General features: G+C 71.8%; 26 protein-coding genes. 17 read left to right on the top strand and 9 right to left on the bottom strand.

Annotated elements, in window-relative coordinates; genetic code table 11:
* The first annotated feature begins 11 nt into the window (after positions 1-11).
* Positions 12-596, top strand: coding sequence for a YbjN domain-containing protein (locus ACLQ26_RS31840; protein WP_358106650.1), 585 nt, complete (start codon positions 12-14; stop codon positions 594-596).
* Positions 597-629: 33 nt separating this feature from the next.
* On the opposite strand, the gene ACLQ26_RS31835 is transcribed toward ACLQ26_RS31840, so the two are convergent.
* The 3 genes from ACLQ26_RS31835 to ACLQ26_RS31825 all read right to left on the bottom strand — a co-directional run bounded on the left by ACLQ26_RS31835 (position 630) and on the right by ACLQ26_RS31825 (position 3785).
* Positions 630-1019, bottom strand: a complete 390-nt coding sequence (locus ACLQ26_RS31835) for a globin (protein WP_363679614.1) — start codon at positions 1017-1019, stop codon at positions 630-632.
* Between the two features lie 108 nt (positions 1020-1127).
* A complete protein-coding gene (locus ACLQ26_RS31830) occupies positions 1128-2492 on the bottom strand; it encodes an MFS transporter (RefSeq protein WP_425748062.1) in 1365 nt (454 codons plus the stop codon).
* A gap of 234 nt (positions 2493-2726) precedes the next feature.
* Positions 2727-3785, bottom strand: coding sequence for a mechanosensitive ion channel family protein (locus tag ACLQ26_RS31825; protein WP_425748108.1), 1059 nt, complete (start codon positions 3783-3785; stop codon positions 2727-2729).
* A 267-nt stretch (positions 3786-4052) separates the two neighbouring features.
* On the opposite strand from ACLQ26_RS31825, the gene ACLQ26_RS31820 reads away from it, so the two are divergent.
* Positions 4053-4589 (top strand): HNH endonuclease, encoded by a 537-nt coding sequence (locus tag ACLQ26_RS31820; RefSeq protein ID WP_354860605.1) that lies wholly within the window; start codon positions 4053-4055, stop codon positions 4587-4589.
* A 36-nt stretch (positions 4590-4625) separates the two neighbouring features.
* Here the strand turns inward: ACLQ26_RS31820 and ACLQ26_RS31815 are convergent, their stop codons facing one another.
* Positions 4626-6212 (bottom strand): DUF6194 family protein, encoded by a 1587-nt coding sequence (locus ACLQ26_RS31815; protein WP_425748061.1) that lies wholly within the window; start codon positions 6210-6212, stop codon positions 4626-4628.
* 54 nt (positions 6213-6266) lie between these two features.
* On the opposite strand from ACLQ26_RS31815, the gene ACLQ26_RS31810 reads away from it, so the two are divergent.
* The gene (locus ACLQ26_RS31810) at positions 6267-7046 is read left to right on the top strand and encodes a TioE family transcriptional regulator (protein ID WP_425748059.1); all 780 of its coding nucleotides are present in this window, start codon (positions 6267-6269) and stop codon (positions 7044-7046) included.
* Here ACLQ26_RS31810 and ACLQ26_RS31805 read toward each other — a convergent pair.
* From ACLQ26_RS31805 to ACLQ26_RS31795, 3 genes are all read right to left on the bottom strand, one after another.
* A complete protein-coding gene (locus ACLQ26_RS31805) occupies positions 6992-7759 on the bottom strand; it encodes a class F sortase (protein ID WP_425748107.1) in 768 nt (255 codons plus the stop codon). The genes ACLQ26_RS31810 and ACLQ26_RS31805 overlap by 55 nt on opposite strands.
* Before the next feature lie 75 nt (positions 7760-7834).
* Positions 7835-8356 (bottom strand): hypothetical protein, encoded by a 522-nt coding sequence (locus ACLQ26_RS31800; protein ID WP_425748058.1) that lies wholly within the window; start codon positions 8354-8356, stop codon positions 7835-7837.
* A gap of 105 nt (positions 8357-8461) precedes the next feature.
* Positions 8462-8926: an Lrp/AsnC family transcriptional regulator gene (locus tag ACLQ26_RS31795; RefSeq protein WP_425748057.1), complete on the bottom strand. Its 465-nt coding sequence runs from the start codon at positions 8924-8926 to the stop codon at positions 8462-8464.
* A 148-nt stretch (positions 8927-9074) separates the two neighbouring features.
* Between ACLQ26_RS31795 and ACLQ26_RS31790 the strand changes: the two genes are divergently transcribed.
* The 14 genes from ACLQ26_RS31790 to ACLQ26_RS31725 all read left to right on the top strand — a co-directional run bounded on the left by ACLQ26_RS31790 (position 9075) and on the right by ACLQ26_RS31725 (position 22173).
* Positions 9075-9977 carry a tryptophan 2,3-dioxygenase gene (locus tag ACLQ26_RS31790; protein WP_425748106.1) on the top strand — a complete coding sequence of 301 codons (903 nt, stop codon included), beginning with the start codon at positions 9075-9077 and terminating at the stop codon, positions 9975-9977.
* Positions 9978-9996: 19 nt separating this feature from the next.
* On the top strand, positions 9997-11307 hold the full coding sequence (gene kynU, locus ACLQ26_RS31785) for a kynureninase (RefSeq protein ID WP_425748055.1): 1311 nt from the start codon (positions 9997-9999) through the stop codon (positions 11305-11307).
* On the top strand, positions 11304-12641 hold the full coding sequence (locus ACLQ26_RS31780; RefSeq protein ID WP_425748053.1) for an FAD-dependent oxidoreductase: 1338 nt from the start codon (positions 11304-11306) through the stop codon (positions 12639-12641). The genes kynU and ACLQ26_RS31780 overlap by 4 nt, the downstream gene beginning before the upstream one ends.
* Positions 12642-12664: 23 nt before the next feature.
* Complete coding sequence (locus ACLQ26_RS31775) at positions 12665-14146, top strand: 2-hydroxymuconic semialdehyde dehydrogenase (protein WP_425748105.1); 1482 nt, start codon at positions 12665-12667, stop codon at positions 14144-14146.
* 20 nt (positions 14147-14166) lie between these two features.
* Positions 14167-14964 carry a 2-keto-4-pentenoate hydratase gene (locus ACLQ26_RS31770; protein ID WP_425748052.1) on the top strand — a complete coding sequence of 266 codons (798 nt, stop codon included), beginning with the start codon at positions 14167-14169 and terminating at the stop codon, positions 14962-14964.
* A complete protein-coding gene (locus ACLQ26_RS31765) occupies positions 14961-15896 on the top strand; it encodes an acetaldehyde dehydrogenase (acetylating) (protein ID WP_425748051.1) in 936 nt (311 codons plus the stop codon). Before ACLQ26_RS31770 ends, ACLQ26_RS31765 begins: the two co-directional genes overlap by 4 nt.
* Positions 15893-16951 carry a 4-hydroxy-2-oxovalerate aldolase gene (gene dmpG, locus ACLQ26_RS31760; RefSeq protein WP_425748050.1) on the top strand — a complete coding sequence of 353 codons (1059 nt, stop codon included), beginning with the start codon at positions 15893-15895 and terminating at the stop codon, positions 16949-16951. Before ACLQ26_RS31765 ends, dmpG begins: the two co-directional genes overlap by 4 nt.
* Positions 16948-17721 carry a 2-keto-4-pentenoate hydratase gene (locus ACLQ26_RS31755; RefSeq protein ID WP_425748049.1) on the top strand — a complete coding sequence of 258 codons (774 nt, stop codon included), beginning with the start codon at positions 16948-16950 and terminating at the stop codon, positions 17719-17721. Before dmpG ends, ACLQ26_RS31755 begins: the two co-directional genes overlap by 4 nt.
* 127 nt (positions 17722-17848) lie before the next feature.
* The gene (locus ACLQ26_RS31750; protein ID WP_425748048.1) at positions 17849-18280 is read left to right on the top strand and encodes a RidA family protein; all 432 of its coding nucleotides are present in this window, start codon (positions 17849-17851) and stop codon (positions 18278-18280) included.
* A complete protein-coding gene (locus ACLQ26_RS31745) occupies positions 18277-18801 on the top strand; it encodes a 3-hydroxyanthranilate 3,4-dioxygenase (protein ID WP_425748047.1) in 525 nt (174 codons plus the stop codon). Before ACLQ26_RS31750 ends, ACLQ26_RS31745 begins: the two co-directional genes overlap by 4 nt.
* Positions 18801-19811, top strand: coding sequence for an amidohydrolase family protein (locus ACLQ26_RS31740; protein WP_425748046.1), 1011 nt, complete (start codon positions 18801-18803; stop codon positions 19809-19811). The genes ACLQ26_RS31745 and ACLQ26_RS31740 overlap by 1 nt, the downstream gene beginning before the upstream one ends.
* A gap of 135 nt (positions 19812-19946) precedes the next feature.
* Positions 19947-21410: an amidase gene (locus ACLQ26_RS31735; protein ID WP_425748045.1), complete on the top strand. Its 1464-nt coding sequence runs from the start codon at positions 19947-19949 to the stop codon at positions 21408-21410.
* A 72-nt stretch (positions 21411-21482) separates the two neighbouring features.
* On the top strand, positions 21483-21779 hold the full coding sequence (locus tag ACLQ26_RS31730; protein WP_425748104.1) for a hypothetical protein: 297 nt from the start codon (positions 21483-21485) through the stop codon (positions 21777-21779).
* Positions 21766-22173 (top strand): DUF5130 family protein, encoded by a 408-nt coding sequence (locus ACLQ26_RS31725; RefSeq protein WP_425748044.1) that lies wholly within the window; start codon positions 21766-21768, stop codon positions 22171-22173. The genes ACLQ26_RS31730 and ACLQ26_RS31725 overlap by 14 nt, the downstream gene beginning before the upstream one ends.
* 65 nt (positions 22174-22238) lie before the next feature.
* On the opposite strand, the gene ACLQ26_RS31720 is transcribed toward ACLQ26_RS31725, so the two are convergent.
* Both ACLQ26_RS31720 and pepN read right to left on the bottom strand, forming a co-directional pair.
* Positions 22239-22802, bottom strand: a complete 564-nt coding sequence (locus ACLQ26_RS31720; protein ID WP_425748043.1) for a Uma2 family endonuclease — start codon at positions 22800-22802, stop codon at positions 22239-22241.
* A gap of 84 nt (positions 22803-22886) precedes the next feature.
* Positions 22887-25436: an aminopeptidase N gene (gene pepN, locus ACLQ26_RS31715; RefSeq protein WP_425748042.1), complete on the bottom strand. Its 2550-nt coding sequence runs from the start codon at positions 25434-25436 to the stop codon at positions 22887-22889.
* Between the last annotated feature and the right edge of the window lie 201 nt (positions 25437-25637).

The following is a 25637-nucleotide window of genomic DNA, read 5'->3' as shown; positions in this document are numbered from 1 at the left end:
TGCGACGAGCGATGCCGTGGTGGTCATGGCGCCCCGGTCCCGCCGACGGCGGCGATCCGGAAACCCGAAGCGGGATCACAGTGGAGAGCGCGGTCCGGGTCGGCCCGCCGAACCCTCGCCAGCCGGGGGACGACTGCCCCGGCAGCGACCGACCCGTACTGACCGAGATGCCGGCGACCATCGAGCCGGTGAGCCTGCGCCGTGTCTGTGACGCACTCGACCTGCTCGACGTGCGCTACCTGGCCGACGGCGACGGCAACCTGCTGGCCATGTGGGAGCGGCACGCCGTGCTGGTGACCCTCGAGGGCCCGGAGGACGAGATCCTGGTGATGCGGGCCCGCCCGCACGCCACCGTTCCGCCGGACTGGGCCGACCGGGCCTACCGGGTGGTCAACGAGTGGAACCACACCCGGCGCTTCTGCAAGGCGTATATCGGCGACCCCACCGAGCGCGGTCAACTGCCGATCTACGCCGAGCTGCAGGTGCCGCTGGGCGCCGGCACCCACGACGCTCTGCTGGTCGAGATGCTCGACTGCGGGGCGGCTGTGGCCACCAGCTTCGTGGATTGGCTGCACGACGAGGGCGCACTGCTCTGAGGCAGGCCGCGGCGTCCGTGCCCGGGCGCGCCGTCAGGCGCGCCCGGCCGGGTCCTCCATCATGTTGACCATGAAGTACGCGGCCCGCTCCAGGTAGTCCCAGAGGGCGACGGCGAGCGGCGGCTCCAGGTCGAGCCGGTCCACCGCCTGGCGCATGTGCCGCAGCCAGGCGTCCCGCTCGGCCACGCCGATCCGGAACGGAGCGTGCCGCATGCGCAGCCGCGGGTGCCCGCGCTGCGCCGAGTACGTGTTCGGCCCACCCCAGTACTGCATCAGGAACAGGGTCAACCGGTCGGCCGCCGGACCCAGGTCCTCCTCGGGGTACATGGGACGCAGCAGCGGATCGCTCGCGACGCCGACATAGAACTCGTCCACCAGCCGACGGAAGGTGGGTTCGCCGCCGACCGCCTCGAAGAGGGTCATCGACGCATCGGGACGGTCGGATTCACCTGCGGGGTTCACCGTTCCATCCTGCCAGGCGTGTCGGCCGCCGGCCCGACCCGGAGACCGTGCGTCGGCTCACGCCGCCGATCAGGTCACCGCGTGCCGGCGGTGCCCGTCGCCGGGCCGGAGGTCGGCGCCCGTCGGGGTGCCGCCCGGACGGGGGGTCGGCTCGGCGCTGGCCGCGGCGGCCTCGGCGATGGTGTCGTCCACCGTCTGCTTGTCCGGCCAGCGCACGGCGGCGATCGTCATCAGCAGCACCCCTACGGCACTCCAGACCCCGACCACCACCGGAATGGAGAATCGCTCGGCGAGCAGCCCCGTGGCCAGCACCGCGAAACCCTGGATGATCTGGACGCCGGTGGCCATCACGCCGAATGCGCGAGCCCGGAATCCGGCCGGCAGCGCCCGGACGAAGAGCCCGTTGGCCATCGGCAGCATCCCGGCGACGGCGAACCCGCACAGGGCGGCCAGCAACGCCACCACAAGCGGTGGTGGGTTGAACAGCGTCGGCACCAACACCAGCGGGGCGAGCACCGCGAGGGGCCGCATCAGGGCCAGCCGGCGGGTCGGGCCGAACAGCCGGCTCATCAGCAGCCCGCCCAGGATGAAGCCCAGCGGGTTGGCGACCATGATCACTGCTTGCGCGGTGCCCGCGTCCATGTCACCACGGGAGCCCTTGTTGGCCCACGCCGCGGCCAGCCCTTCCGGGACGATCGAGAACAGCATCGCGCTGAACACCAGCACCGCGATGGCCCGCAGCACAGGTGTGCCGAACACGATCTGGAACCCCTGGCCGGTCTCTCGGAGCAGGTGCGAGCGGTGCGCGCTGGTCATCGCCGCCGGCCGGTTCCGCACACCGAGGCGGACGAGCAGTGCGGAGAAGCCGAAGGTGGCCGCGTTGAACAACAGCGCGACCGTCGGGTCGATCGAGGCGACGGCCGCGCCCAGCAGGTAGCCGACGACCTGGGCGGCCTGTCCGATGCTGGCGTTCAGCGACAACCCGATCACCAGCCGGTCGCCGGCGAGGATCTGCGGCATCAGCGCGGACTTCGCGGCCTGGCTCGGCGGGTTGGCCAGCGTGGAGGCGAACAGGAGCACCAGCACCGCCGGGACCGGCAGGTTCGGGATGGCGATGAGCAGCATCAGCGCCATCCGGATCACGTCGCACATCACCATCACCCGGCGGTACGGGTGCCGCTCGGCCAGGGCGGTGAGCAGCGGGCCACCCAGCAACCACGGCAGGTAGCTGATCGCGAAGGCGGCGGCGGAGAGCGCGACGGACCTGGTCTCCTGGTAGACGAGGAGGGTCACGGCCGCCTTGGCGACGTAGTCACCGACCCAGGACAGAGCTCCAGCGGTGAAGACAGCCCGGAACTCGCGCTGGGCGAACACTTCGCGAAAAGTGGCCGGGCCTTCCGCGGAAGGTCGCTCGTCGGGCACCGTCGCCTCCATCGGCCCCCGGAACGGCAACTCGTGGCGGCCGGGCCGGGAACACTCGTCAGATCTGAGGATCAGCGAGGATGTGACCACGCTCCGGCGGGAACGCGTGCTCCGGATTCTGCCCGATCGTCTGACAACTAGCTAGGGCGAACGGATCGTTCGTCGCATCCCCGACTGAACGAACGGACGATACCTGAGGGGCCGGGCGGCTCGCGACCCCTGTATCGCCGGCCAGTGTCGCCGACGTCAGGTGGCGCCACCCTGACCGGTCTCGCCCTCCGGCAGCGGCCGGCTCGACACACCGGGATAGATGCGGGCGGCGGCGATCTGCGCGGTGATCCCCGAGTTCTCCAGCGCCTCCGCCAGCCTGCGGCGCAGCTCCCGGCCCACCGCGAACTGGCCGTCGGCGGTCGTCTTCACCACCGTACGAATCACGGCGCCGTCCACAGTCATCTGCTCGACACCCAGCACCTCCGGCGCCTCCACGATCTCCGGCGACAGCTCCGGGTCCAGCGCGACAGAGGCGGCGGCCGTTCGCAACACGGCGCTGGCCTCCTCCGTACCGCTGAAGCCGATCGGCAGGTCCACCACCACCAGCGCCCAGCCCTGGCTCTTGTTGCCCACCCGGACGATCTCGCCGTTGCGGATGTACCAGAGCACGCCGCGTCCGTCGCGGACCGTGGTGACCCGCAACCCGACCGACTCCACGACACCCGTCGCCTCGCCCAGGTCGACGTTGTCGCCCACGCCGTACTGGTCCTCGATGAGCATGAAGAGCCCGGCGATCAGATCCTTCACCAGGCTCTGCGCGCCGAAACCCAGGGCCACGCCGGCGATCCCGGCGCTGGCCAGCAGCGGGGCGAGGTCGAAGCTGAACTCGCGCAGGATCATCAGCAGTGCGATGCCGAAGACGAACGCGGTGGTCAGGCTGCGCAGCACCGAGCCGATCGCCTCGGCCCGTTGCCGTCGGCGCTCCGGCACGAACTCGGCCGGGTCGACGGCGGCCGTGGGCACCCGCTCGCGCAGCGGCCGCAGCATGGTCGGCACCGCGCCGTCGGTGGTGGTCCGGACCAGCCGGTCGATCGTCCGGTGCAGCGCCCAACGGGCGATCATCGCCAGCGCCACGATCAGCAGCACCCGCAGCGGTTTGAGCAGGATCCAGTAGCTGCCCTCGGCGAACCAGGCCGACCTGGTGATCCCGTAGATCCACTCACAGGAGGTGCTGCCCTGGCAGTTCACCGACACGGCGTCGGACAGGGCAAGGGGTGTCTCGCTGGCGGTACTCACCCTGTCTTCGTACCGCAACGCCCCGGACCGACCGCCGCCGACCCACCGGCCGGGTGAGATGCGGCCGAGCGCCGGATCGGACCGGGGCGAACCGGCCATCGTGACAGGTGCGGGAAAGAGCTTCATGTCCGACCCCGGATTAGTGCGTGCAATCCGGGGTCCGATCAGGGACTATTGGCGCAACGGACGTCGGTGATCGAACGGGCGTCGACGGTGCGGGCCCTCGTGCCCGGCTCCGGTCGGCGGGCGTTTTGCAGCAGCCGCTGAACCGGGAGGGTGAGCGCGATGCCTGACATACGACCCACGGTGGGCTCCGGCGCGCTGGTCCTCAACGCCACCTACGAGCCCCTGTGTGTCGTGTCGGTGCGTCGCGCCGCGATCCTCGTCCTCTCCGCCAAGGCCGTCTGTGTCGCCGACGGCGACGGCATCCTGCACAGCGCGCGCGACGCGCTGCCGGTGCCGTCGGTGGTCCGCCTGACCCGCTTCGTCCGGGTGCCCTACCGCACCCACGTCGGGCTGTCCCGCCGGGCGATCTTCGCCCGGGACGGATGGCGGTGCGCCTACTGCCGGGGGCCGGCCGAGACCATCGACCATGTCTTCCCGCGCAGCCGGGGTGGCCGGCACGCCTGGGAGAACGTGGTCGCCGCGTGCGCCCGGTGCAACCACACCAAGGGCGACAAGACCCCGGCGGAGCTGGGTTGGCGGCTGCACGCCCTGCCGACCGCGCCGAAGGGCACCGCCTGGCGGGTCCTCGGGCACCGCGCTCCGGACCCCCGCTGGGCCGACTGGCTCGACCTGCGCGAGCCCGAGGCGGCCGCCTGACCCCGAGCCCGGCTGCGGCAGAAGCGGCGGGCCGGCTCAGTCCCGCTTGTCGGCTGCCCGCCGGATCGCGCGCTCGTGTCGGCCGACCGCCCGGCCGTGGGCGATCGCGAGCAGCCGGTCGACCTCGGGCAGCATCTGCGGACCGGGCATCACGATGCTGGCGAAGCCGTGCAGCGCGTACCCCGGGTGCGGCGTGACCGTGTCCACCCGGGCGAAGTCGAAGGCGTCGCGGTGCTCCTCGAACGCCTTCGGTGGGAAGCCGAACAGCCTCTCGAACTCGGCCCGGCCCAGGTCCAGGTTGAGGCGGAAGACGCCGGGACGGTCCAGTTGCGCGGCCTCGTCGAAGCCGGGCACGTCGTGCTCGACGATTGTGGCGAACGGCTGGCGGCGATCCGAGCCGACGAAGAAGAACCTGTCGCCCCAGGTGCCCTCGGGTGACCCGTTCTCTGTGCTCGCCACCACCTGCTCGACGCCGGGCAGCGCGAGGATCCGGTCGGCGAGCACTGCCGCGTCGACTCCGGTCGGGATGTGCAGCACCGCGTCGGCGTGGTCGATGGTGGCCTGGTCCAGAGGGAAGTAGCGGTAGTCGTGCGTTCTCCGCTCGGCCGGCCCGATCTCGGCCGTGGGGACGTACCCGGGAAGGGTGAACTGCTGCTGGAGCCTGCCCTCGTAGGTCGACGCGGCGGGCGAGGAGATGCCGAGCGCGGGGCTTGCGCCGAGGCTGCCGACGATCACCGCGTACCGTTCGCCGAGCAGCGCTCCGACGATCGCGCCGGCGCCGGCCCACGACACCTCCGTCGCGCCAGCCGTCATCGTGCTCGGGTGACGCTGGAGGTGCGTGTTGTGCGCGAAGACAAGCGTGGGTCCGCGGTGTGCCTCGACCGCCCGGATCGCGAGCAGGTTCTCGGCCATCAGCGCGTCCCGGACCCCGGCCAGGCGGGCGAAGCGTTCCTCCTGGGGAAGTTGCGCCGCGGCCGCCGCGTGGTAGCGCAGCAGCGCGACGGCCGACGTGGCGTGGACGAGTGCCGCCGGCCAGCCTTCGGACCGTCGGAGTGCCTGTAGGTACAACTCGGTCAGCAGGTCGTCGGCGAGCACCCGCAGTCGCTGGGCGTCGGACGAGCGTCCGATCGACCGGGCCGGCTCCCAGATCGCGGCCGTGTCGCTCCACCGGGCTTCGTCCCCGACGAGGTCGTCGATCTCCGCCGACCGGTCCAGGTCGAGGAAGTCGCACACCCGCAGCAGGTGACGACGTGGGCTCGGGGCGCTCTCGATCTCCAGCGGGGCGTCGAAGCCGTGCAGGCTCAGGCGCTCGGCGGCGGGCCGGCCGTGGTTCCACTCGCGCATCCGCAGCAGCAGGTCGCGGTTGGCCGGCGCCGCGCCGAACCCGTGGCTGAACCCGTCGGCCAGCACGCGGTCGAGCGGCACGGCCGCGCCCTGCACGAACTCGTCGGCGAGCAGTCCCGCGGCCCGGTCGCTTTCCACCGCGATCGACCGGTAGCCGTGCTCGGCCAGCGTCAGGAAGGCGTCGTTGCGGATCTGGAGGAAGGCGGATTCGCCGTGCGTCGGCTCACCGAGCGCGAGCAGTGTCGGCGAACCGGCGAGCAGGTCGAGAAGGGTGGTCATTGCATCAACCGTATCGTTGCACCAGCGGTGGAGACTTCAGAGCGAGGGAGCGCGGTGGCAACCCCAAAACCCTCAAACCCGGGTGTACGCCGACCGGTCGACCTCGCCCGTCGGCACGGGCTGTCGGCGCAGGCCGTCCGCAACTACGAACGAGACGGCGTGCTGCCACCGGCCGCGCGCACCGCGACCGGGTACCGCCGGTTCACCGAGGCGCACGCCAAGGCCCTGTGCGCCTATCTCGCGCTCATCGTGGGTCACGGTCACGCGGCCAGCGGCGACATCATGCGCGCCGTCAACCGGGGCGAGATCGAGACGGCGTTGCGCACGATCGACCACGGCCATGGGCTGCTACAGCGCGACCGGGAGACCCTGGACGCGGTCGAGGCGGCGGTCACCACTCTCACCGCGGCGGAGCCCACCCCGCAGAGCCGCGGCACCGTGCCGATCAGCGTGCTCGCTCACCGCCTCGGCGTACGACCCGCGACCCTGCGCAAGTGGGAGTCGGCCGGGATCCTGCGGCCCGAGCGTGACCGGGTGACCCGCCACCGCGTCTACTCGCCCGACGACGTCCGGGACGCCGAACTCGCCCACCTGCTGCGTCGGGGCGGATACCGGCTGGACCACATCGCCGACGTGCTGGGTCGGGTGCGCAACGCCGGTGGCGCCGAACCGCTCGCCGCGTCGCTCGGCCAGTGGCGCCGACGGCTGACCGAGCGCGGCCGGGCCATGCTCACCGGCGCCGCCCGGCTCGCCGAGTACCTCGACGCCGCCGCCGGAGATCAACCGTCACGGGCCTTGACCAGCGAGGCGAAGACCACCAGGTTGTCCGAGTAGCCCCGCTCACCGCCCACCCACCGGCCGCCGCAGGTGATCAGCCGCAGGCTGGGGCGGCTGAAGTCGCCGTACACCTCGTCCACCGGAAGCCGGTCCTTGTCGAACCGCTGCACCGAGTCCACCTCGAAGACCGCGACCCGGCCGTCGGAGCGGGTGACCTCGATCTGGTCGCCCGCGCGCAGGTCCCGCAGTTGGTGGAAGACGGCCGGGCCGGTGGTGGTGTCCACGTGTCCGACGATCACCGCCGGTCCGTACTGGCCGGGGGTGGGGCCCTTGTCGTACCAGCCGGCCTCCTGGGCGCGGGCCACGTCGGGCACGGCGATGGTGCCGTCCGGGGCGATGCCCACGTCGTGCAGCGGCGCCCGCAGGTCGATCTTGCCGATGGCGAGAGCGGTCGGTCGGCTGGCCGGCAGCACCGGGAACTTCTTCGGCGGCGGTCGCAGGCCGGCGCTGATCCGCTCCGGCAGCAGACTCACGCCTGTCACCTGCTCGACGCCCAGCATCGCCACGATCACCACCATCAGCGCGGCCACGGCCAGGACCGGAAGTCCCGGCCCGGTGCCGAGCCCACGCCGCGTCGACCCGACCCGGCGGCGCGGCGGCAGCGGCCGGGCGTCCGGATCAGTGGTGGCGACGCTTGCGAACCCCGCCTGCCCGGCGACCCGGCGCAGCCGACCCGAGGCCCGGGCCGCCAGCCGTCCGGAGGCGCGCAGGACGGCCGCGGCCCGGAGGCGGGCACGGTGGTCCGACCGCGCACGCGCGGATCTGCGGGTCATGGCAGGTCCGGCTCAGGAGCCGGCTCCGCTTCGACGCCGACCGCCAGCCATGCCGAGCGCGACCGCGGCGGCCACCAGGGCCACGCCGCCGACGACCAGGACCGAGCCGGTGCCCCGGCCACCCGCGGTGCCGCCGCCGCCCGTCGCCGGACCCTTGCTGGGCGACGCCATGTTGAGCACGGTCAGCATCGTCTGGGCCGTCTGGTTGTTCTGGCAGCGCAGGTCGACCTGGTAGTCACCCGGTTCCTTGTTGCCCGGAACGGTGACCTCCCCCTTGAGGAAGCCGTTGTCCGGTCTGAGCATCACGTGCCCGAACGCGTCGGAGTGCACGTTTGCCTGTCGATCGTTGTTGTTGTCGCAGCTCGCGCGGATCGTGACCCGGCCGCCCGCCGGGACGCTGTTCGGCGTCACCTCGACGAAGCTGTTCTCACCGGCTCGCGCGGGCGCGACCGACAACAGGACGAACGCCCCGATGAGCCCCACAAGTGTCAGTACGGACGAGAGCGCGCGGTTGATCGTGCGAAGTCCCTGCATGATTTCCCCCCAACCGGCGACGACCGCCGGAACCCTCCCCTGGGCACGGGCGCTGAGTTCCCGCTGGCCCGGAGGCAAACCAACAGGCGGAGCAGGGGGAAGGGGTCAGCGGTGTCGGGCGCCGGCGTCGGCGGGAGGGAGTGGGGTGATCGGCCGCCAGTCCAGCGGGGACGAGAGGACCATGGTGCTCGACGGCTGGCCGTACGGGGCGAGCCGGTCGATGACCGCCTCGAAGTCGCCGATCGAGCCGGCGGCCACCTTGAGCATGCTGCACGCGTCGCCGGTGATCCGGTGGATCTCCAGGATCTCCGGCCAGCCGGACACCTCCGGGTCGTGCAGGATGCAGCGCGCTCCGTAGCAGGACATCCGGATCAGGGCGACCACCGTCCGGCCGGCCCGGGTCAGGTCCACGTGGGCGTGGTAGCCGGTGATGACCCCGGCCTCCTCCAACCGGCGGACCCGCTCGGCGACCGCCGGTGGGGACAGGTGTACCCGACGGGACAACTCGCTGAAGGAGAGCCGGGCGTCGGCCTGCAACTCGCGCAGCAGCGCCCAGTCCATGTCGTCCACGCTCGAACCTTACTTTCGTGAACCGAATTCGCCTAGCTGCCTTTGGTTCGTCAGGTCACGTCGGTAAGTGCCGTTGATCCGGCATTCCGCAGGCCGATCCCACCGCGAGATCATGACGTTGGTTGGTCCGGGGGAGGGAGACGAGATGGTGGATCAGACGGAGCGGCGGGCGCCGAGCCGCCGTGCCACGGTGCAACCGGTGACCCCCGGACAGCGCGCGGCGCAGGCGGAGCGCACCGGCGGTGAGCCGACCCTGGAGTTCGCCGACATGGTGCCGTACGACGCGTACGTGCAGGCCAGCGCGCTGCACAAGATGCAGCACCCGCTCAGCGACGACCCGGGCGAGATGTCCTTCCTGATGGTCAGCCAGATCATGGAGCTGTACTTCGGGCTGACCTGCCACGAGTTGCGGGAGACCCAGCGGCTGATCCGCGCCGACCAGATCTGGGAGGCGTTGGCCCCGCTGGGCCGCGCCAAGCTGCACCTGGAGGGGCTCAACGCCGCCTGGCAGGGCCTGCGCTGGATGAGCCCGGCCGACTTCAACAGGTTCCGCAACCTGCTCGGCGAGGCCTCCGGCTTCCAGTCGGCGATGTACCGGCAGCTGGAGTTCCTGCTCGGGCTGCGCGACCCGACGCTGATCCGCCCGTTCCGGCGGCAGGCCGAGGTGCACGCCGAACTGAGCGCCGCACTTGCCACCCCGAGCCTCTGGGACGATGTGCTCGCGCTGCTCGCCCGGCGCGGCTTCGACCTTCCCGCCGACCTGCTGAACCGGGACGTGTCGGTCGAGCACGACCCGCAGCCGGCTGTCGAGGCGGCCTGGGTGCGGATCTACGGCGACGGCGGCCCGGACAACCACCTGCGGCTGCTCGGTGAGGCGTTGAGCGGTGTCGCCGAGGAGTTCGGCGACTGGCGGTGGAACCACGTGAAGGCGGTGCAGCGGACGATGGGCGCCAAGGTCGGCAGCGGTGGTTCCGCCGGGCTGGCGTGGTTGCAGCGCAGCATGGCCCGGGTGGTCTTCCCGGAGCTGTGGTCGGCCCGCACGGCGATGTGACCGGAGAGCGAGAACAAGCATGACGACCCCTGAAGCCGAGCCGCTGGGCCTCGCCGCCGGCGAAGCGGAAGCGCACCGCCGCGACGAGGCCGACCCCGGCCACCGGCATCTGTTCCACGTGCCGCCCGCCGACGGCGGCGGCCACCCCGAGTCGGCGTACCTCGCCGGCAACTCGCTCGGCCTGCAACCCCGGGCCACCCGCGACGAACTCCTCGCCGACCTGGACGCGTGGGGGCGGCTCGGCGTCGAGGGACACCTGGAGGCGGAGCGCGCCTGGCTGCCGTACCACGAGTTGTTGACCGGCCCGGCCGCGCGACTTGTCGGCGCCCGGCCCGCGGAGGCCGTGGTGATGAACTCGCTCACGGTCAACCTGCACCTGCTGATGGTCAGCTTCTACCGGCCGGCAGGCGTCCGCACCCGCATCGTCATCGAGGACAACGCGTTCCCCTCGGACAGCTACGCCGTGCGCAGCCAGGCCCGCTTCCACGGCCTGGACCCGGACGACGCGGTGGTCCGGCTGAGCCCGCGCCCCGGCGAGGACGCGCTGCGCACCGAGGACGTCACCGACTACCTGGCCGCCGAGGGTGACCGGGTGGCGCTGGTGCTGCTCGGCGGGGTCAACTACCTCACCGGTGAGCTGCTGGACATTCCGGCGATCACGGCGGCCGGCCGGGCGGCCGGCGCGGTCGTCGGCTGGGACCTGGCGCACGCGGTGGGCAACGTGCCGCTGGCCCTGCACGACTGGGACGTCGACTTCGCGGCCTGGTGCTCCTACAAGTACCTGAACTCGGGGCCGGGCGCGCTGGCCGGCGTCTTCGTGCACGAGCGGCACCTCGGCGACGAGGACCTGCCGCGCTTCGAGGGGTGGTGGAGCACCGCGGCGGCCACCCGGTTCGAGATGACGCCGGTGTCCCGGCCGCCGTCCACTGTGGAGGCGTGGCAGATCTCCAACCCGCCGATCTTCGCGATGGGCCCGGTGCGGACCTCGCTGGAGCTGTTCGACGCGATCGGCATGCCGGCGCTGCGGGAGCGCAGCCTCCGGCTCACCGGCTGGCTGGAATCGCTGCTCGACGAGGTCACCGCCGACCGGCCGCTGCGCGTGGTGACCCCGCGCGACCCGGCCCGCCGGGGTTGCCAGCTGTCGGTACGCGTCGGCGCCGGCAACGCCGCCGAGCTGACCAAGCGGCTGCGGCACGAGCACGGCGTCATCGCCGACGCCCGGGAGCCGGACATCGTCCGTTTCGCCCCGGTGCCGCTCTACTCCACGTATCTCGACTGTTGGCGGGCCGCCGCCGCGTTGGCGGCGACTGTGGGGCAGGTGACCTCATGACGAAGCGGCGCGACGAGATCGCGATCATCGGCGCGGGTCTGGCCGGCTGTCTGGCCGCCTGCTTCCTGGCCCGGCGCGGCTATCCGGTGGCCCTGTACGAGCGGCGACCGGACCCACGTGCCGGCACGGCCGAGCGAGGGCGCTCGATCAACCTGGCGCTCTCCGAGCGTGGGTTGGACGCGCTGCGCCGGATCGGTCTCGCCGAGCAGGTGATGACGGACGCGCTGCCGATGCGCGGCCGGATGATCCACCCGGTCGAGGGTGAGCCGCAGTTCCAGTCGTACAGCGCGGCCGGTGACCGGGCGATCAACTCGATCAGCCGGGGCGCGCTGAACAACGCCCTGCTGGACGCGGCGGCCGCGCTGCCCGGAGTCCGGATCGTCTTCGACCACCGGCTCGTCGGACTGGACCCGGCCGACGGCACCCTGAGCTTCGACACCCCGCAGGGCACTGTCGGCGCGAAGGCGTCGGTCGTCCTGGGCGCCGACGGCGCCGGCTCCGCGGTACGCGGGCAACTGCTGGCGTACGGGCTGCTGCGCGAGAGCGTGGACTTCCTCGACTACGGCTACAAGGAGCTGACGATTCCCCCTCTGGGCGGGGACTTCGCCCTGGATCCGGACGCCCTGCACATCTGGCCCCGGGGCACCTCGATGATGATCGCGCTGCCGAACCCGGACCGGTCCTTCACCTGCACGCTGTTCTGGCCCAACGACGGTGCCGGCAGCTTCGCCGCGCTGGACGATCCGCTGGCGATCGAGCGGCACTTCGCCGAGCACTACCCGGACGTCGTCCCGCTGGCACCGAACCTCGTCGACGACTACCAGCACAACCCGGTGGGCGTGCTCGGCACGGTGCGCAGCACCCCGTGGCAGGTCAACGGCACCGTCGGCCTGCTCGGCGACGCCGCCCACGCCATCGTGCCGTTCTACGGTCAGGGCGCCAACTGCGCCTTCGAGGACGTCGTCGAGTTGGACCGTTGCCTCGACGAGTGCGCGGACGACTGGTCGGCGGCGCTGCCGCTGTTCCAGCGCCGTCGCCAGGAGAACGCCGAGGCCATCGCGCAGATGGCGCTCACCAACTTCGTGGAGATGCGGGACAAGGTCGCCTCGCCGGTCTTCCAGAACTGGCGACGGGTGGAGCACGCACTGGAACGGGCACTGCCCGGCCGGTACGTTTCCCAGTACGAGTTGGTGTCCTTCTCCACCACCCCGTACGCCCAGGTGCGCCGCCGGGTCCGCCGGCAGCACCGGGTGCTCGGCGCGGTCGCCTGTGGTGCCGCGTTGCTGCTGGTCGGCGCGATCACGGCGGGGCTCAGCCGAGGGAGGCGCGCATGACCGGCACCTGGGACGCCACGCTGATGACCGGCCACGCCCCGGGCGGGCCGTCGCGGCTGCGCAACTTCGTGGGCGGCGACTTCGTCGACGGCCTGTCGACGTTCACCAAGGTGAGCCCGGTGACCGGCGAGCCGGTCTTCGAGGTGGTCGAGGCGTCGCGGTCCACGGTGGACGACGCGGTGGCCGCTGCCCGCGCGGCGCTGCGCGGGCCGTGGGGCCGGATGGGGGAGCGGGAACGCGCCGAGGTGCTGCGCCGCGTCGCCGACGAGCTGGAACGTCGCTTCGACGACCTGGTCACCGCCGAGGTCGCCGACACGGGCAAGTCCATCGCCCAGGCCCGTACGCTGGACATCCCGCGCGGCGCGGCGAACTTCCGGGCGTTCGCGGAGATCGTGGCGACCGCGCCCACCGAATCGTTCACCACCGTCACCCCGACCGGCGGCCGCGCGCTCAACTACGCGCTGCGCAAGCCGGTAGGTGTGGTCGCGGTCATCGTGCCGTGGAACCTGCCGCTGCTGCTGCTCACCTGGAAGGTCGCCCCGGCGCTGGCCTGCGGCAACGCCGTCGTGGTCAAGCCCAGCGAGGAGACGCCCGCCTCGGCGACGGTGCTCGCCGAGGTGATGGCCGCCGCCGGCGTACCCGATGGGGTGTTCAACCTCGTGCACGGCTTCGGCCCGGACTCGGCCGGCGAGTTCCTCACCCGCCACCCGGGCGTGGACGCGATCACCTTCACCGGCGAGTCGGCCACCGGCGGCGCGATCATGCGGGCCGCCGCCGACGGCGTGAAGGCGGTGAGCTTCGAACTTGGCGGCAAGAACGCCGGCCTGGTCTTCGCCGACGCCGACCTGGACGCGGCGGTGGCCGGGTCGATGCGCTCCAGCTTCACCAACGGCGGGCAGGTGTGCCTCTGCACCGAGCGCATCTACGTGCAGCGTCCGGTCTTCGAGGAGTTCACCGCCCGGCTGGCGAAGCGGGCCGGCGAACTGGCGTACGGCTGGCCGACCGACGAGGCCACCGCCACGATGCCGCTGATTTCCCCGCAGCATCGAGCGAAGGTGCTCGGCGCGTACGAGCTGGCCCGCGCCGAGGGCGCCGAGGTGCTCACCGGCGGCGGCACGCCCACCTTCGGTGACGCCCGCGACGGCGGGTCGTACGTGCAGCCGACAGTGCTCACCGGCCTCGGCCCGCAGACGCGCACCAACCGGGAGGAGATCTTCGGCCCGGTGGTGCACGTCGCGCCGTTCGACACCGAGGACGAGGCGTACGCCCTGGCCAACGGCACCGAGTACGGTCTCGCGGCGACCGTGTGGACCCGGGACGTGGGTGTCGCGCACCGGGCCGGCGCCCGACTGGACGCCGGCATCGTCTGGGTCAACACGTGGTTCCTGCGTGACCTGCGGACCCCGTTCGGTGGGGTGAAGGCGTCCGGCATCGGCCGGGAGGGCGGCGTGCACTCGCTGAACTTCTACTCCGAACTCACAAACGTCTGCGTGGACCTGTCGTGAGCCGTAGCGAGGGAGCGGGCATGGAAGCTGACATCGAGGCCGCCAACCGGGAGCTGGCCGACGCCCGCAGCACCGGCAAGCCCTGCCCACCGCTGCGCGGGCGGCTGCTGCCGGAGGGCGACGTCGAGTCCGCGTACCACGTGCAGCAGCTCCAGGCGCGGGCCTGGCAGGGCCGCGGCGAACGCCGTGTAGGCGCGAAGATCGGGTTGACCTCCCGGGCGGTGCAGGAGACCTTCGGGGTGTTCCAACCGGACTTCGGGATGCTCACCGACGCGATGGCTGTCGGCGACGGGGTCGAGGTGCCCATGGACCGGCTGCTCCAGCCGCGGGTCGAGGCCGAGATCGCGTTCGTGCTCGACAAGGATCTCGCCGACCCGCAGATCACCACAGTCGACCTGATCCGCGCCGTCGACCACGTGCTGCCGGCCATCGAGATCGTCGACTCGCGGATCGCCGGCTGGGACATCTCCATCGTGGACACCGTCGCCGACAACGCCTCCAGCGGGCTGTTCGTGCTCGGCACCACGCCACGCCGCCTCGCCGACGTGGACCTTCGCCTGTGCGGGATGGTGCTGGAGCACGCCGGTGAGCCGGTCTCGGTGGGCGCGGGCGCGGCCTGCCTGGGCAACCCCCTGCACGCTCTGCAGTGGCTGGCGAGCACCCTCGCCCGCGCCGGTGACCCGCTGCGCGCCGGGGACGTGGTGCTCTCCGGGGCGCTCGGCCCGATGGTGCCGGTCACCCCGGGCGCCGCGTACGAGGCCCGGATCTCCGGCCTCGGCTCGGTGCGCACATCCTTCAGCGACAGGGGCGGGCAGTGACCATTAACGTGGCGGTGCTGGGATCGGGAAACATCGGCACCGACCTGATGATCAAAGTGTTGCGGCTGAGCGACAGCCTGCGGATGGTGGCGATGGCCGGCATCGACCCGGCCTCCGACGGCCTGGCACGCGCCCGCCGGCTCGGCGTGGCCACCACCGCCGACGGCGTGGACGGCCTGGTCGCGATGCCCGAGTTCGCCGACGTGGAGCTGGTCTTCGACGCCACCTCGGCCGGCGCGCACCGCCGGCACGACGAGGTGCTCCGCGCCCACGGTCGGACTGTTGTCGACCTGACCCCGGCCGCGCTCGGCCCGTACGTGGTGCCGCCGGTCAACCTCGACGAGCACCTGCACGAGCCGAACGTCAACATGGTGACCTGCGGTGGGCAGGCGACAGTGCCTATCGTCGCCGCCGTCCGCCGGGTCACCCCGGTGGCGTATGGGGAGATCGTCGCGTCGATCGCGTCGAAGTCCGCCGGGCCGGGCACCCGGGCCAACATCGACGAGTTCACCGAGACCACGGCCCGGGCCATCGAGGTGGTCGGCGGGGCCGAGCGGGGCAAGGCGATCATCGTGTTGAACCCGGCCGACCCGCCGCTGCTGATGCGGGACACCGTCTACTGCCTCTGCCCGGACGTCGACGCCGACACGGAGGCCATCACCGCCTCGGTGGTGGAGATGGTGGCGACGGTGCAGGAGTACGTCCCCGGCTACCGGCTCAAGCAGGACGTGCAGTTCGACCGGGTGCAGGCGTACGTGCCGACGCTCGGGCGGCAGCTCACCGCGTTGCAGGTGTCGGTCTACCTGGAGGTCTCCGGGGCGGGCCACTACCTGCCCGCGTACGCCGGCAACCTGGACATCATGACCTCCGCCGCGCTGCGGACCGCGGAGCGGCTGGTCGCCATGCGTTCTTCGGAGGTGGCCGCGCCATGACCGACCTGTACATCCAGGACGTGACGCTGCGCGACGGTATGCATGCCATCGCCCACCGGTACACAGTCGAGCAGGTACGCACGATCGCCGCCGCGTTGGACGCCGCCGGGGTGGCCGCCATCGAGGTGGCGCACGGCGACGGCCTCGCCGGCTCCAGCGTCAACTACGGCCACGGCGCTGCCAGCGACGCCGAGTGGATCTCCGCTGCCGCCGAGGTGCTGACCACGGCGAAGCTGACCACGCTGCTGCTGCCCGGCATCGGCACCATCGCCGACCTGAAGGCGGCGAAGGCGCTGGGCGTGACGAGCGTGCGGGTCGCCACCCACTGCACCGAGGCGGACATCTCCGCCCAGCACATCTCCTGGGCACGGGAGAACGGCATGGACGTGGCCGGGTTCCTGATGATGTCGCACATGTTCGATGCGGCGGGGCTTGCCGGGCAGGCCAAGCTCATGGAGTCGTACGGGGCGCACTGCGTCTACGTCACCGACTCCGGCGGCCGGCTGCTGATGTCCGACGTGGCGCAGCGCGTCGACGCGTACCGGCAGGTCCTCGGCCCGGAGACACAGATCGGCATCCACGCGCACCACAACCTGTCCCTCGGGGTGGCCAACAGCGTGCTCGCCGTCGAGCACGGCAGGATCCTCGGCGCCGGCCCGCTCGGCTCACCGTCCGGGCGGACCGTCCGCGTGGACGCCTCCCTCGCCGGCATGGGCGCGGGCGCGGGCAACGCGCCGCTGGAGGTCTTCGTGGCGGTCGCCGAGCTGCACGGCTGGAAGCACGGCTGTGACGTGTTCGCGCTGATGGACGCCGCCGACGACATCGTCCGCCCGTTGCAGGACCGGCCGGTCCAGGTCGACCGGGAGACGCTCTCCCTGGGGTACGCCGGGGTCTACTCCAGCTTCCTGCGCCACGCCGAGCGGGCCTCCGCGAAGTACGGCGTGGACGTCCGGTCGATCCTTGTCGAGCTGGGCCGTCGCCGGATGGTCGGCGGCCAGGAGGACATGATCGTGGACGTGGCACTCGACCTGGCCGACAAGGAGCAGCACCCATGATCGGAGTGGACGTCGCGGGAATCGCCGACAAGCTGGGTGCGGCGGCCGACACGGCCACCGCGATCCCGCAGCTCGCCGCCGAGACCGGTCTCGACGTGGACACCGCGTACGGCGTGCAGGCCGCGCTGGTGCAGCGCCGGCTGGAACGTGGCGAGCGGCTCGTCGGGCTGAAGATGGGGCTGACCAGCAGGGCGAAGATGGCCCAGGTCGGCGTGGACGAGGTGATCTGGGGGCGGCTCACCGACGCGATGCGGGTGCCCGACGGCGGCGCCGTGGACCCGGCCGCGTACATCCATCCCCGGGTCGAGCCGGAGGTGGCGTTCCTGCTGGACCGGCTGCCCGAGCCGGGTGAGCCGGTCGGCGACTTCGCCACGGCCGTCCGCGCGGTCGCCCCCGCCATCGAGCTGATCGACTCCCGGTACGCGGACTTCCGCTTCTCGCTGCCGGACGTGATCGCCGACAACACCTCGGCGGCCGCGTTCGTGATCGGGCCGTGGTCGCCGGTGCCGTCGGGATTGGACAACCTGGGTGTGCTGCTGGAGGTCGACGGGCGGGTGGCCCAGGTCGGCTCGACCGCGGCGATCCTCGGTGATCCGCGCCGGGCGCTCGACGAGGGCATCCGGCTGGCCGGTCGGCACGGGGTGCGGCTGGAGGCCGGCTGGGTCTTCCTGGCCGGTGCCGCTACGGCCGCGGTGCCGCTGCGTGCCGGCGCACACGTCCGCGCCGTGGTGGAGAAGCTCGGCACGGCGTCGCTGCGGGCGTCCTTGTGATCGGCGTGGGGGTTCCGGGCAGCCCGACCGGCTCCGGGCGGTCAGGCTTGATCCCTGCGCCGGTCGGGCTGCCCGGAACCCCTGACCTGGTTGCGGTCCGCGTCTCCGTGCCGGCTGGTGGTAAGTCATGAGCTCCCGTGGTGCTCGGGTTGTTGCCGGGAAGGCTGTGCCTCGGGGCGCTTTTCCGCACGTGAAGGTGGCGGGTGGGTTCGTCTTTGTCTCCGGTACGTCGTCACGGCGGGCGGACAACACGTTCGCCGGTGTCGAGGTGGACGAGTTCGGCACCACGAACCTCGACATCCGGGTGCAGACCCGGGCGGTCATCGCGAACATCGGCGATCTGCTGCGCTCGGTCGGTGCGGACCTCTCCGACCTCGTCCAGGTGACGTCCTACCTGGTGAACATGAACGACTTCGGCGGCTACAACGAGGTGTGGGCGGAGTTCTTCGACGCGTCCGGGCCGACCCGCACCACGGTGGCCGTCCACCAGTTGCCGCACCCGCACCTGCTCATCGAGATCCAGGCCGTGGCCCTTCTTCCCTCGGGAGGTCAGTCGTGAGTGAGATCGCCGAACCGTTCAGCTTTCCGGGCTGGATCGCGGACAACCAGCACCTGCTGAAGCCGCCGGTGGGCAACAAGGAGATGTTCCCCGGCGGGGACGACTTCATCGTGATGGTGGTGGGCGGTCCCAACCAGCGCACCGACTTCCACGTGGACCCGTACGAGGAGTTCTTCTACCAGGTCAAGGGCAACATGCACATCAACCTGATGACCCCGGAAGGGCCGCGTACGGTGCACGTGCGCGAGGGTCAGATGTGGATGCTGCCGCGCAACACCCCGCACTCGCCGCAGCGGCCGGAGGCCGGTTCGATAGGCATGGTCGTCGAGCGGGTCCGCGAGGAGGGCACGCTGGAGACGTTCCAGTGGTACTGCCCGGAGTGCGGGCACAAGGTGCACGAGGTGGAGTTGCAGGTCCGCGACATCGCCGCCGACCTGCCACCGGTGTTCCAGGCGTTCTACGCCGACGAAGCGGCGCGCACCTGCGCGAACTGCGGCACCCTGCACCCGGGCAAGGGCTGATGCCCGCTGGCGTGGTCGACGTGCACACGCACGTCGTACCGAAGGGGTGGCCTGACCTCGGCGCGGCGTGCGGCGGGTCCGGTTGGCCCTGGTTGCGGGTCGACTCCGAGCGCGCCGCCATGATCATGGTGGGCGAGACGGAGTTCCGCCCGGTCGGCGCCGAGTGCTGGGACGCCTCGACGCGCCTGGTCGACATGGACGCCGACGGCGTGGCAGTGCAGGTGGTCTCGCCGACGCCTGTCTTCTTCAGCTACGACCGCCCGGCCGACCAGGCGGTGAAGGTCGCCCGGATCTTCAACGACCTGACCCTGAAGGTCACCGCGGCCGGCGGTGACCGGCTGGTGCCGTTCTGCCAGGTGCCGCTGCAGGACCCGGACGCCGCCTGCGCCGAACTGGATCGCAGCCTGGCCGCCGGGCACGTCGGTGTGGAGATCGGCAACCACGTCGGCGACCGGGACCTCGACGACGAGGGCGTGGTCACCTTCCTGCAACACTGCGCCGAGGTGGGCGCGCCGGTCTTCGTCCACCCGTGGGACATGCCCGGTGGTCCCCGGCTGGACCGCTGGATGGCCCGCTGGCTCGCCGGAATGCCTGCCGAGACGCACCTGTCGGTGCTGGCGATGATCCTGGGCGGCGTCTTCGACCGGGTGCCCGAGACGCTGCGGATCTGCTTCGCGCACGGTGGCGGCAGCTTCCCGTTCTGGCTCGGCCGCGCCGACAACGCCTGGCACCGCCGTGGCGACCTGGTCCGGGGCGTGTCCGTCGCCCCGCCCAGCAGCTACGTCGACCGGTTCAGCGTCGACTCGGTGGTGTTCGCGCCGCCCGCGCTGCGGCTGCTCGTCGACACGATGGGGGAGGACCGGGTGCTTGTCGGCAGCGACTACCCGTACCCGCTGGGTGAACGCCCGGCCGGCGCGGTGGTCCGGGCCGCCGACTTCCTCACCGACGCCCAGCGCGACAAGCTCCTGTCCACAAACGCCAGGCGCTTCCTCGGTGAGTCTCGCCCCTGACGGAGCAGATCTTGGACACTTTCCGTCATCCGTGAACGGAAATTGTCCAAGATCTGCGGAGTGGGCGGGTGGAGCGGGCGGATCGGGCCGCCGTGTCGGCCGCTTCCGGCCGGCCGCAGCGGGCAGGATGACGGGATGGCCGAGCCGCACGACCTGACTGCGCTGGAGCAGGCCGCCGCGATCGCCCGCGGCGAGCTGACCAGCATCGACCTGGTCGAGCACTGCCTGGACCGGGTGGCGGCGCTCGGCGACACCGTGGGCGCGTTCGTCACGGTCACCCCCGACCTGGCCCGGCAGGCCGCGCGGGCCGCCGACGCCACGCCCGTCGAGGAGCGCGGCCCGCTGCACGGGGTGCCGACCGCGATCAAGGACCTCACCCTCACCGCCGGGGTACGCACCACCTTCGGCTCGGCAGCCTTCGTCGACTTCGTCCCGCCGGTCGACGCCGACGTGGTCCGGTTCATCAAGGCCGCCGGCCTCGTCAGTCTCGGCAAGACGACCACCTCCGAGCTGGGCTGCTCGCTCTACTCCGAGGGCCGCGTCGCACCGCCGGCCCGCAATCCGTGGCAGCTCGCGTACACCGCCGGTGGGTCCAGCGGGGGCGCGGCGGCGGCTGTCGCGGCCGGGCTGGTCCCGATCGCCCAGGGGTCCGACGGCGGCGGCTCCCTGCGCATCCCGGCGTCGCTCTGCGGCCTGATCGGCTACAAGCCCAGTCGCGGTCTGGTCTCCGGCGGGCCGCTCGGCTCCGGCGCGTTCGGGCTGCCCACCAGCGGCCCGCTCGGGCGGACCGTCGCCGACGTCGCCGCACTGCTCGACGTCATGGCCGTGCCGGTGCCCGGCGAGCCCTACCTGCCGCCGCCCGCGCCGCCCGGGGGATACCTGGCCGTCGCCCGCCGGGCCGAGCCCGGCCGGCTGCGGATCGGCCGGTTCACCACGCCGATGCTCGCCGACGAGCCTGTGCACCCCGACTGCGTGGCCGCCGTCGACCAGGCCGCCGCCCTGCTCGCCGCCGCCGGCCACGAGGTGGTCGAGGTGCCGCCGCCGCTGGGGCCCCAGGCGTGGCCGCTGTTCGAGATCATCTGGTACGTGCTGGCGCTCGCCCCCGTGCCCCCGCACCGCGAGGCGGAGCTGCTGCCGTTGACGCGACTGCTACGGGCCCGGGGCGCCACGGTCTCGGCGGGCGCGTTGGCCGCCACCCTCGGCGAGCTGCAGGCACAGGTGCGGCTCGGCGCCGCCCGCACCGCCGGCTGCGACCTGCTGCTCTGCCCCACCCTGGCCGCACCGCAGGCACCCGTCGGCTGGTTCACCGCCGACGGCGATCCGGCTGCTGATTTCGACAGGCAACGCCGCTTCTCGCCCTACTGCGCCATCTTCAACGTCACAGGCGATCCCTCGGTGTCCCTGCCAGTGGGCGCCACTACCGACGGGCTGCCCGTCGGGGTGCTGCTCACCGGCCGGTACGGCGACGACGCGCGGCTCATCGCGACCGCTGCGCAACTGGAGCACGCCAGTGACGGATGGGATCGGCACCCCGCAATCTGGCGGGCCGTCGACTCCGCTAACGTGAATGGTGACGGAGCTGGCCGGTCGCCATCATGATCGTCCATCCGACCCGATTGTTCGAGGTCCTTCTTCCGCCTGGGGGCGTTGGGATTGTCTGTTACCGAGACGTTGCTGGTCTTCGTCGGCATCCCGGTGGCCGCGGTGCTGGTGATCGCCGGCCTGTCGTACGCCGGTAGCCGTGGTGGTAGCGCCGGTGGCCGTGGTGGCGCCAAGCGCTACCGGCCGGGCCGGCCCTTCGACTTCACTCCGGTCTGGTTCCTGGGCCGCCCGGAGCAGCTGGCCGACTCGGCCGGCACCGCGCTGGCGGCGGGCGCGCAGGCACCCGCGCTGACCAGCCACAAGCTGCAGCAGGCCAGCGTCGAGGCGCCGGCCGGTGGAACCGGAGGCGCAAGTGACCGTTGGTGAGAAGCAGATTGGGACGGACAGTCCGCCTGAGGTGCTGGACGGGCCGTTCTCGACCCGCCAGCTGCTGCGCATCGACGAGGCCCTGCGCCTGGCCGACAAGGGCACCGGCCTGGTCTTCTCGGTGTTCGTCGGCGGCCTCGACGAGCCGATCCGTGAGCACGCCCAGCGGCTGCACCGCCAGCTCGCCGACCCCGACAAGTCGGTGCTGATCGCCGTGTCGCCCAACCAGCGCAAGTTGGAGATCGTCACCGGGCGGCACGCCCGCAAGCGCATCCCCGACACGTACGCCAAGCTGGCGGCGCTCTCCATGGTCGGCGCGTTCAGCGGCGGCGACCTGGCCGGCGGCATCATCAACGGCCTCGACCAGTTGGCCAGCCACGCCGGCAAGGGCTGACGACTTCCACGTACGACGAAGCCCGGCCCGCTCTTCAGCGGGCCGGGCTTCGGTGTGTCAGCGTGTCAGCGGGGCCAAGCCGAGGGATCGAGGCGCATCGGCCACGGCTCGTCGATCCGCGCCGGGTCGTCGGGACCGACCGTGCCGAGGAGGTTGTAGTGAACGCCTTTCACCAGCTCGTACCGGTAGATCACCGGCCCGAAATCGCCGCGCTCGACCCGCCAGTAGGCGGGGATGCCGGCCTCGGCGTAGAGCGCTGGTTTGGTGAACCGGTCATGCCGACGGCTGCCCGGCGACTCCACCTCGACGACAAGCGCCACATCCGCTGCTTCGACCCAGGTGCCGTCGGCAGGGGCCGTCGGCTTCAGCACCGTGACGTCGGGGATGAGATTTCCCCCTGCCACTCGAAGCCCCGCCTCCCGGATGACCCGCCATCCAGCGGGCGCCGCTGCTCGAAGGGCGGCCCGTAGTTCATCAGCCAGTTCCTGATGCCCGTAACCCGGGGGTGGTGTCACGTGCAGGCTCCCGTCGATGATCTCGTAGCGGTTCCCGTCCTCAGGCAGGTCGAACAGATCCTGCTCGCGCCAGCCCCGATCCGGGGGTCGCCACTCGTAGGTCGGGTGTGCCATCACGTTCACCTCCTCTCGCCACGATAACGCCCGGGGCCGGCGTGGACTCGCACCCACGCCGGCCCCGGGCCGCGTACTCGCTGGTCAGCTCTGCGCGGCGTCCTTCGCGCGGGCCTTGAGCGCCCGCACCACACCGTCGCGGCCCTCGGCGACCAGTCGACGCAGTGGGCCGGGGTTGCCGTCGCCGGCCAGCCACGCGTCGGTGGCCGCCACCGTGTCGTCGTCCACCAGGTAGGTCGGGTACGCCAACTGGGCGAACTCCTGCGCAGGCTCGCTGTCCCGCGTGGCCCACACCTGGCCGACCGTCGCGAAGTACCTCTCCCGGTACGGGGCGACCAGTTCCACCTGCGCCGGGTGGGCGAGGCCCTGCAACAGCGCCCGGTTCCGCCAGTTCGGCAGCGCGTCCGGGCCGGTCAGCAGCGCCCACACGGCGGCCTTGTTCTCCGCGGTCGGCACCAGCGCGTGCGCGTACGCGGCCTCCCGCTCGCCGCTGGCGGTGCGGTCACCGGCCAGCTCCGCCTCGATCTCGGCGGCGCCGGCCGCGCCGTTGGCGACAAGCGCACCGAGCACCGTCCAGCGCAGCTCGGTGTCAACGGTCAGCCCGGCCGGCGCACCGGTGCCGTCCAGCCAGCCGCGCAGCGTTGCCAGGTCCTCCTCGGACCGGGCGGCAGAGGTGTACGCCCGGGCCCAGGCCAGCTGGAAGCCGCTGCCCGCCTCGGCTGCGGCGAGCGCGTCCTTCGCCGTGCGGGCGAGGGCCGCCCAGCCGGTGGCCGCCCACGCCGGGTCGGCGTAGAGGGTGAGCGCGGTGGTGGCCTGGCGCAGGGTCGCCGTCACCAGGTTGATGTCGGTCTCCGCGGGCAGCCCGGCCAGCACCAGCGCCACGTAGTCGCGGGTCGCCAGCTCGGCGTCGCGGGTCATGTCCCACGCGGCCGTCCAGCACAGGGCGCGGGCCAGCGACGAGTCGAAGCCGCCGATGTGCTGCACCACCGTGGCCATCGACCGCTCGTCGAGGCGCAGCTTGGTGTAGCTCAGGTCGTCGTCGTTGAGCAGCAGCACGTCGGCCGCCCGGACGCCGCGCAGGTTGGCGAGGTCGGTCCGCTCGCCTGTCACGTCCACCTCGTACCGTTCGCGGCGGACCAACCGCCCGTCGGTCAGGTCGTACAGGCCCACGCCGATCCGGTGGGTGCGCAGCGTCGGGTACGCCGTCGGCGCCTCCTGCCGGACGACCACCTGCTCGTACGTGCCGTCGGCGCCGATCGTCACCTCCGGGCGCAGCGTGTTGACCTGCGCGGTCTCCAGCCACTGCGCCGCGAACTTGCGCAGCTCCCGGCCCGAGGCCGCCTCCAGCTCGGTGAGCAGGTCGTCGAAGGTGGCGTTGCCCCACGCGTGCTTGCCGAAGTACGCCCGCAGCCCGGCCACGAACGGCTCCTCACCCACGTACGCGACGAGCTGCTTGAGCACGCTCGCGCCCTTGGCGTAGGTGATGCCGTCGAAGTTGACCTCGACGGCCTCCATGTCCGGCATCTCCGTGTAGACCGGGTGGGTGGAGGAGAGCTGGTCCTGCCGGTAGCCCCAGTTCTTGCGGATGGACAGGAACGTCGTCCACGCCTCGGTGAACCGGGTGGCGTTCGTGTTGCACCAGTGGCTTGCCCACTCGGCGAACGACTCGTTGAGCCACAGGTCGTTCCACCAGCGCATGGTGACCAGGTCGCCGAACCACATGTGTGCCAGCTCGTGCAGGATCGTGTTGGCGCGCTGCTCGTACTCGAAGTCGGTGACCTGCGAGCGGAACAGGTAGTGCGACTCGGCGTGCGTGACGCAGCCGAAGTTCTCCATCGCGCCGGCGTTGAAGTCGGGCACCCAGAGCTGGTCGTACTTCGGCAGCGGGTAGCGCACGCCGAACTTCTCGTGGAAGAAGTCGAAGCCCTGCTTGGTGATGAGGAACAGGTTGTCGGCGTCCAGGTACTGCGACATGGACGCCCGGGAGAACACCCCCAGGTCGATGCCGTCGTGGGTGTCGCGCACCTCGTGGTACGGCCCAGCGCACAGCGCCGTGATGTAGGTGCTCATCCGCACCGACTCGGTGAAGTGGACGGTCTTGAACCCGTCGCCGGCCGGTTCCTCGCGCTGCACCGGCATGTTGGACACCACGCGCCAGTGCCCCGGCACCGTCGCGTGCCAGGTGTAGACGCTCTTCAGGTCGGGCTGGTCGAAGCAGGCGAACACCCGCTGCGCGTCGGCCGTCTCGAACTGGCTGTAGAGGTACGTCTCGCCGTCCACCGGGTCGACAGTGCGGTGCAGCCCCTGCCCGCTGTTGGAGTAGGCGAAGTCCGCGTCGACGACCAGGGTGTTCTCGCTGGCCAGCCCGGACAGTGTCAGGCCCTTCTCGGCCGACCAGTCGGACAGGTCCACCGGGGTGCCGTTAAGCGTCGCGGACCGCACCGTCTCGGCGGCCAGCTCGATGAACGTGCTCGCTCCCGGTTCGCCGCAGCGGAACCGGACCTCGGTCGTCGACCGGAAGGTGCGGTTGTCGGCCGCCAGCACGGCGGTCGACAGGTCCAGACTGATGTCGTACCCGGTCACCTCGAGCAGGCGGGCCCGCTCGGTCGCCTCGACCTGCGTCAGGTTACGCACTCCCGGCACTGTTCGTCTCCATCCCACGTCTCGCCGTACGCCCGGCGGCGCCCGTCTGCCGACCGCTCGTGACGTCCGGCCCGATCCGAGTCTTCCACGGACGGGCAGCCAGCGGTGGCCGAGGTCACGCTCTCATTCGGGTACCGGTCGATGTGCTCCGGGGTGAGGATCGGAGGAGACGTCGGACGTCCGGCGTCACCC

This window comes from Micromonospora sp. DT43 (genome assembly GCF_049841645.1).
Taxonomy (GTDB): domain Bacteria; phylum Actinomycetota; class Actinomycetes; order Mycobacteriales; family Micromonosporaceae; genus Micromonospora.
This window is presented reverse-complemented; position numbering and strand designations above follow the sequence as displayed.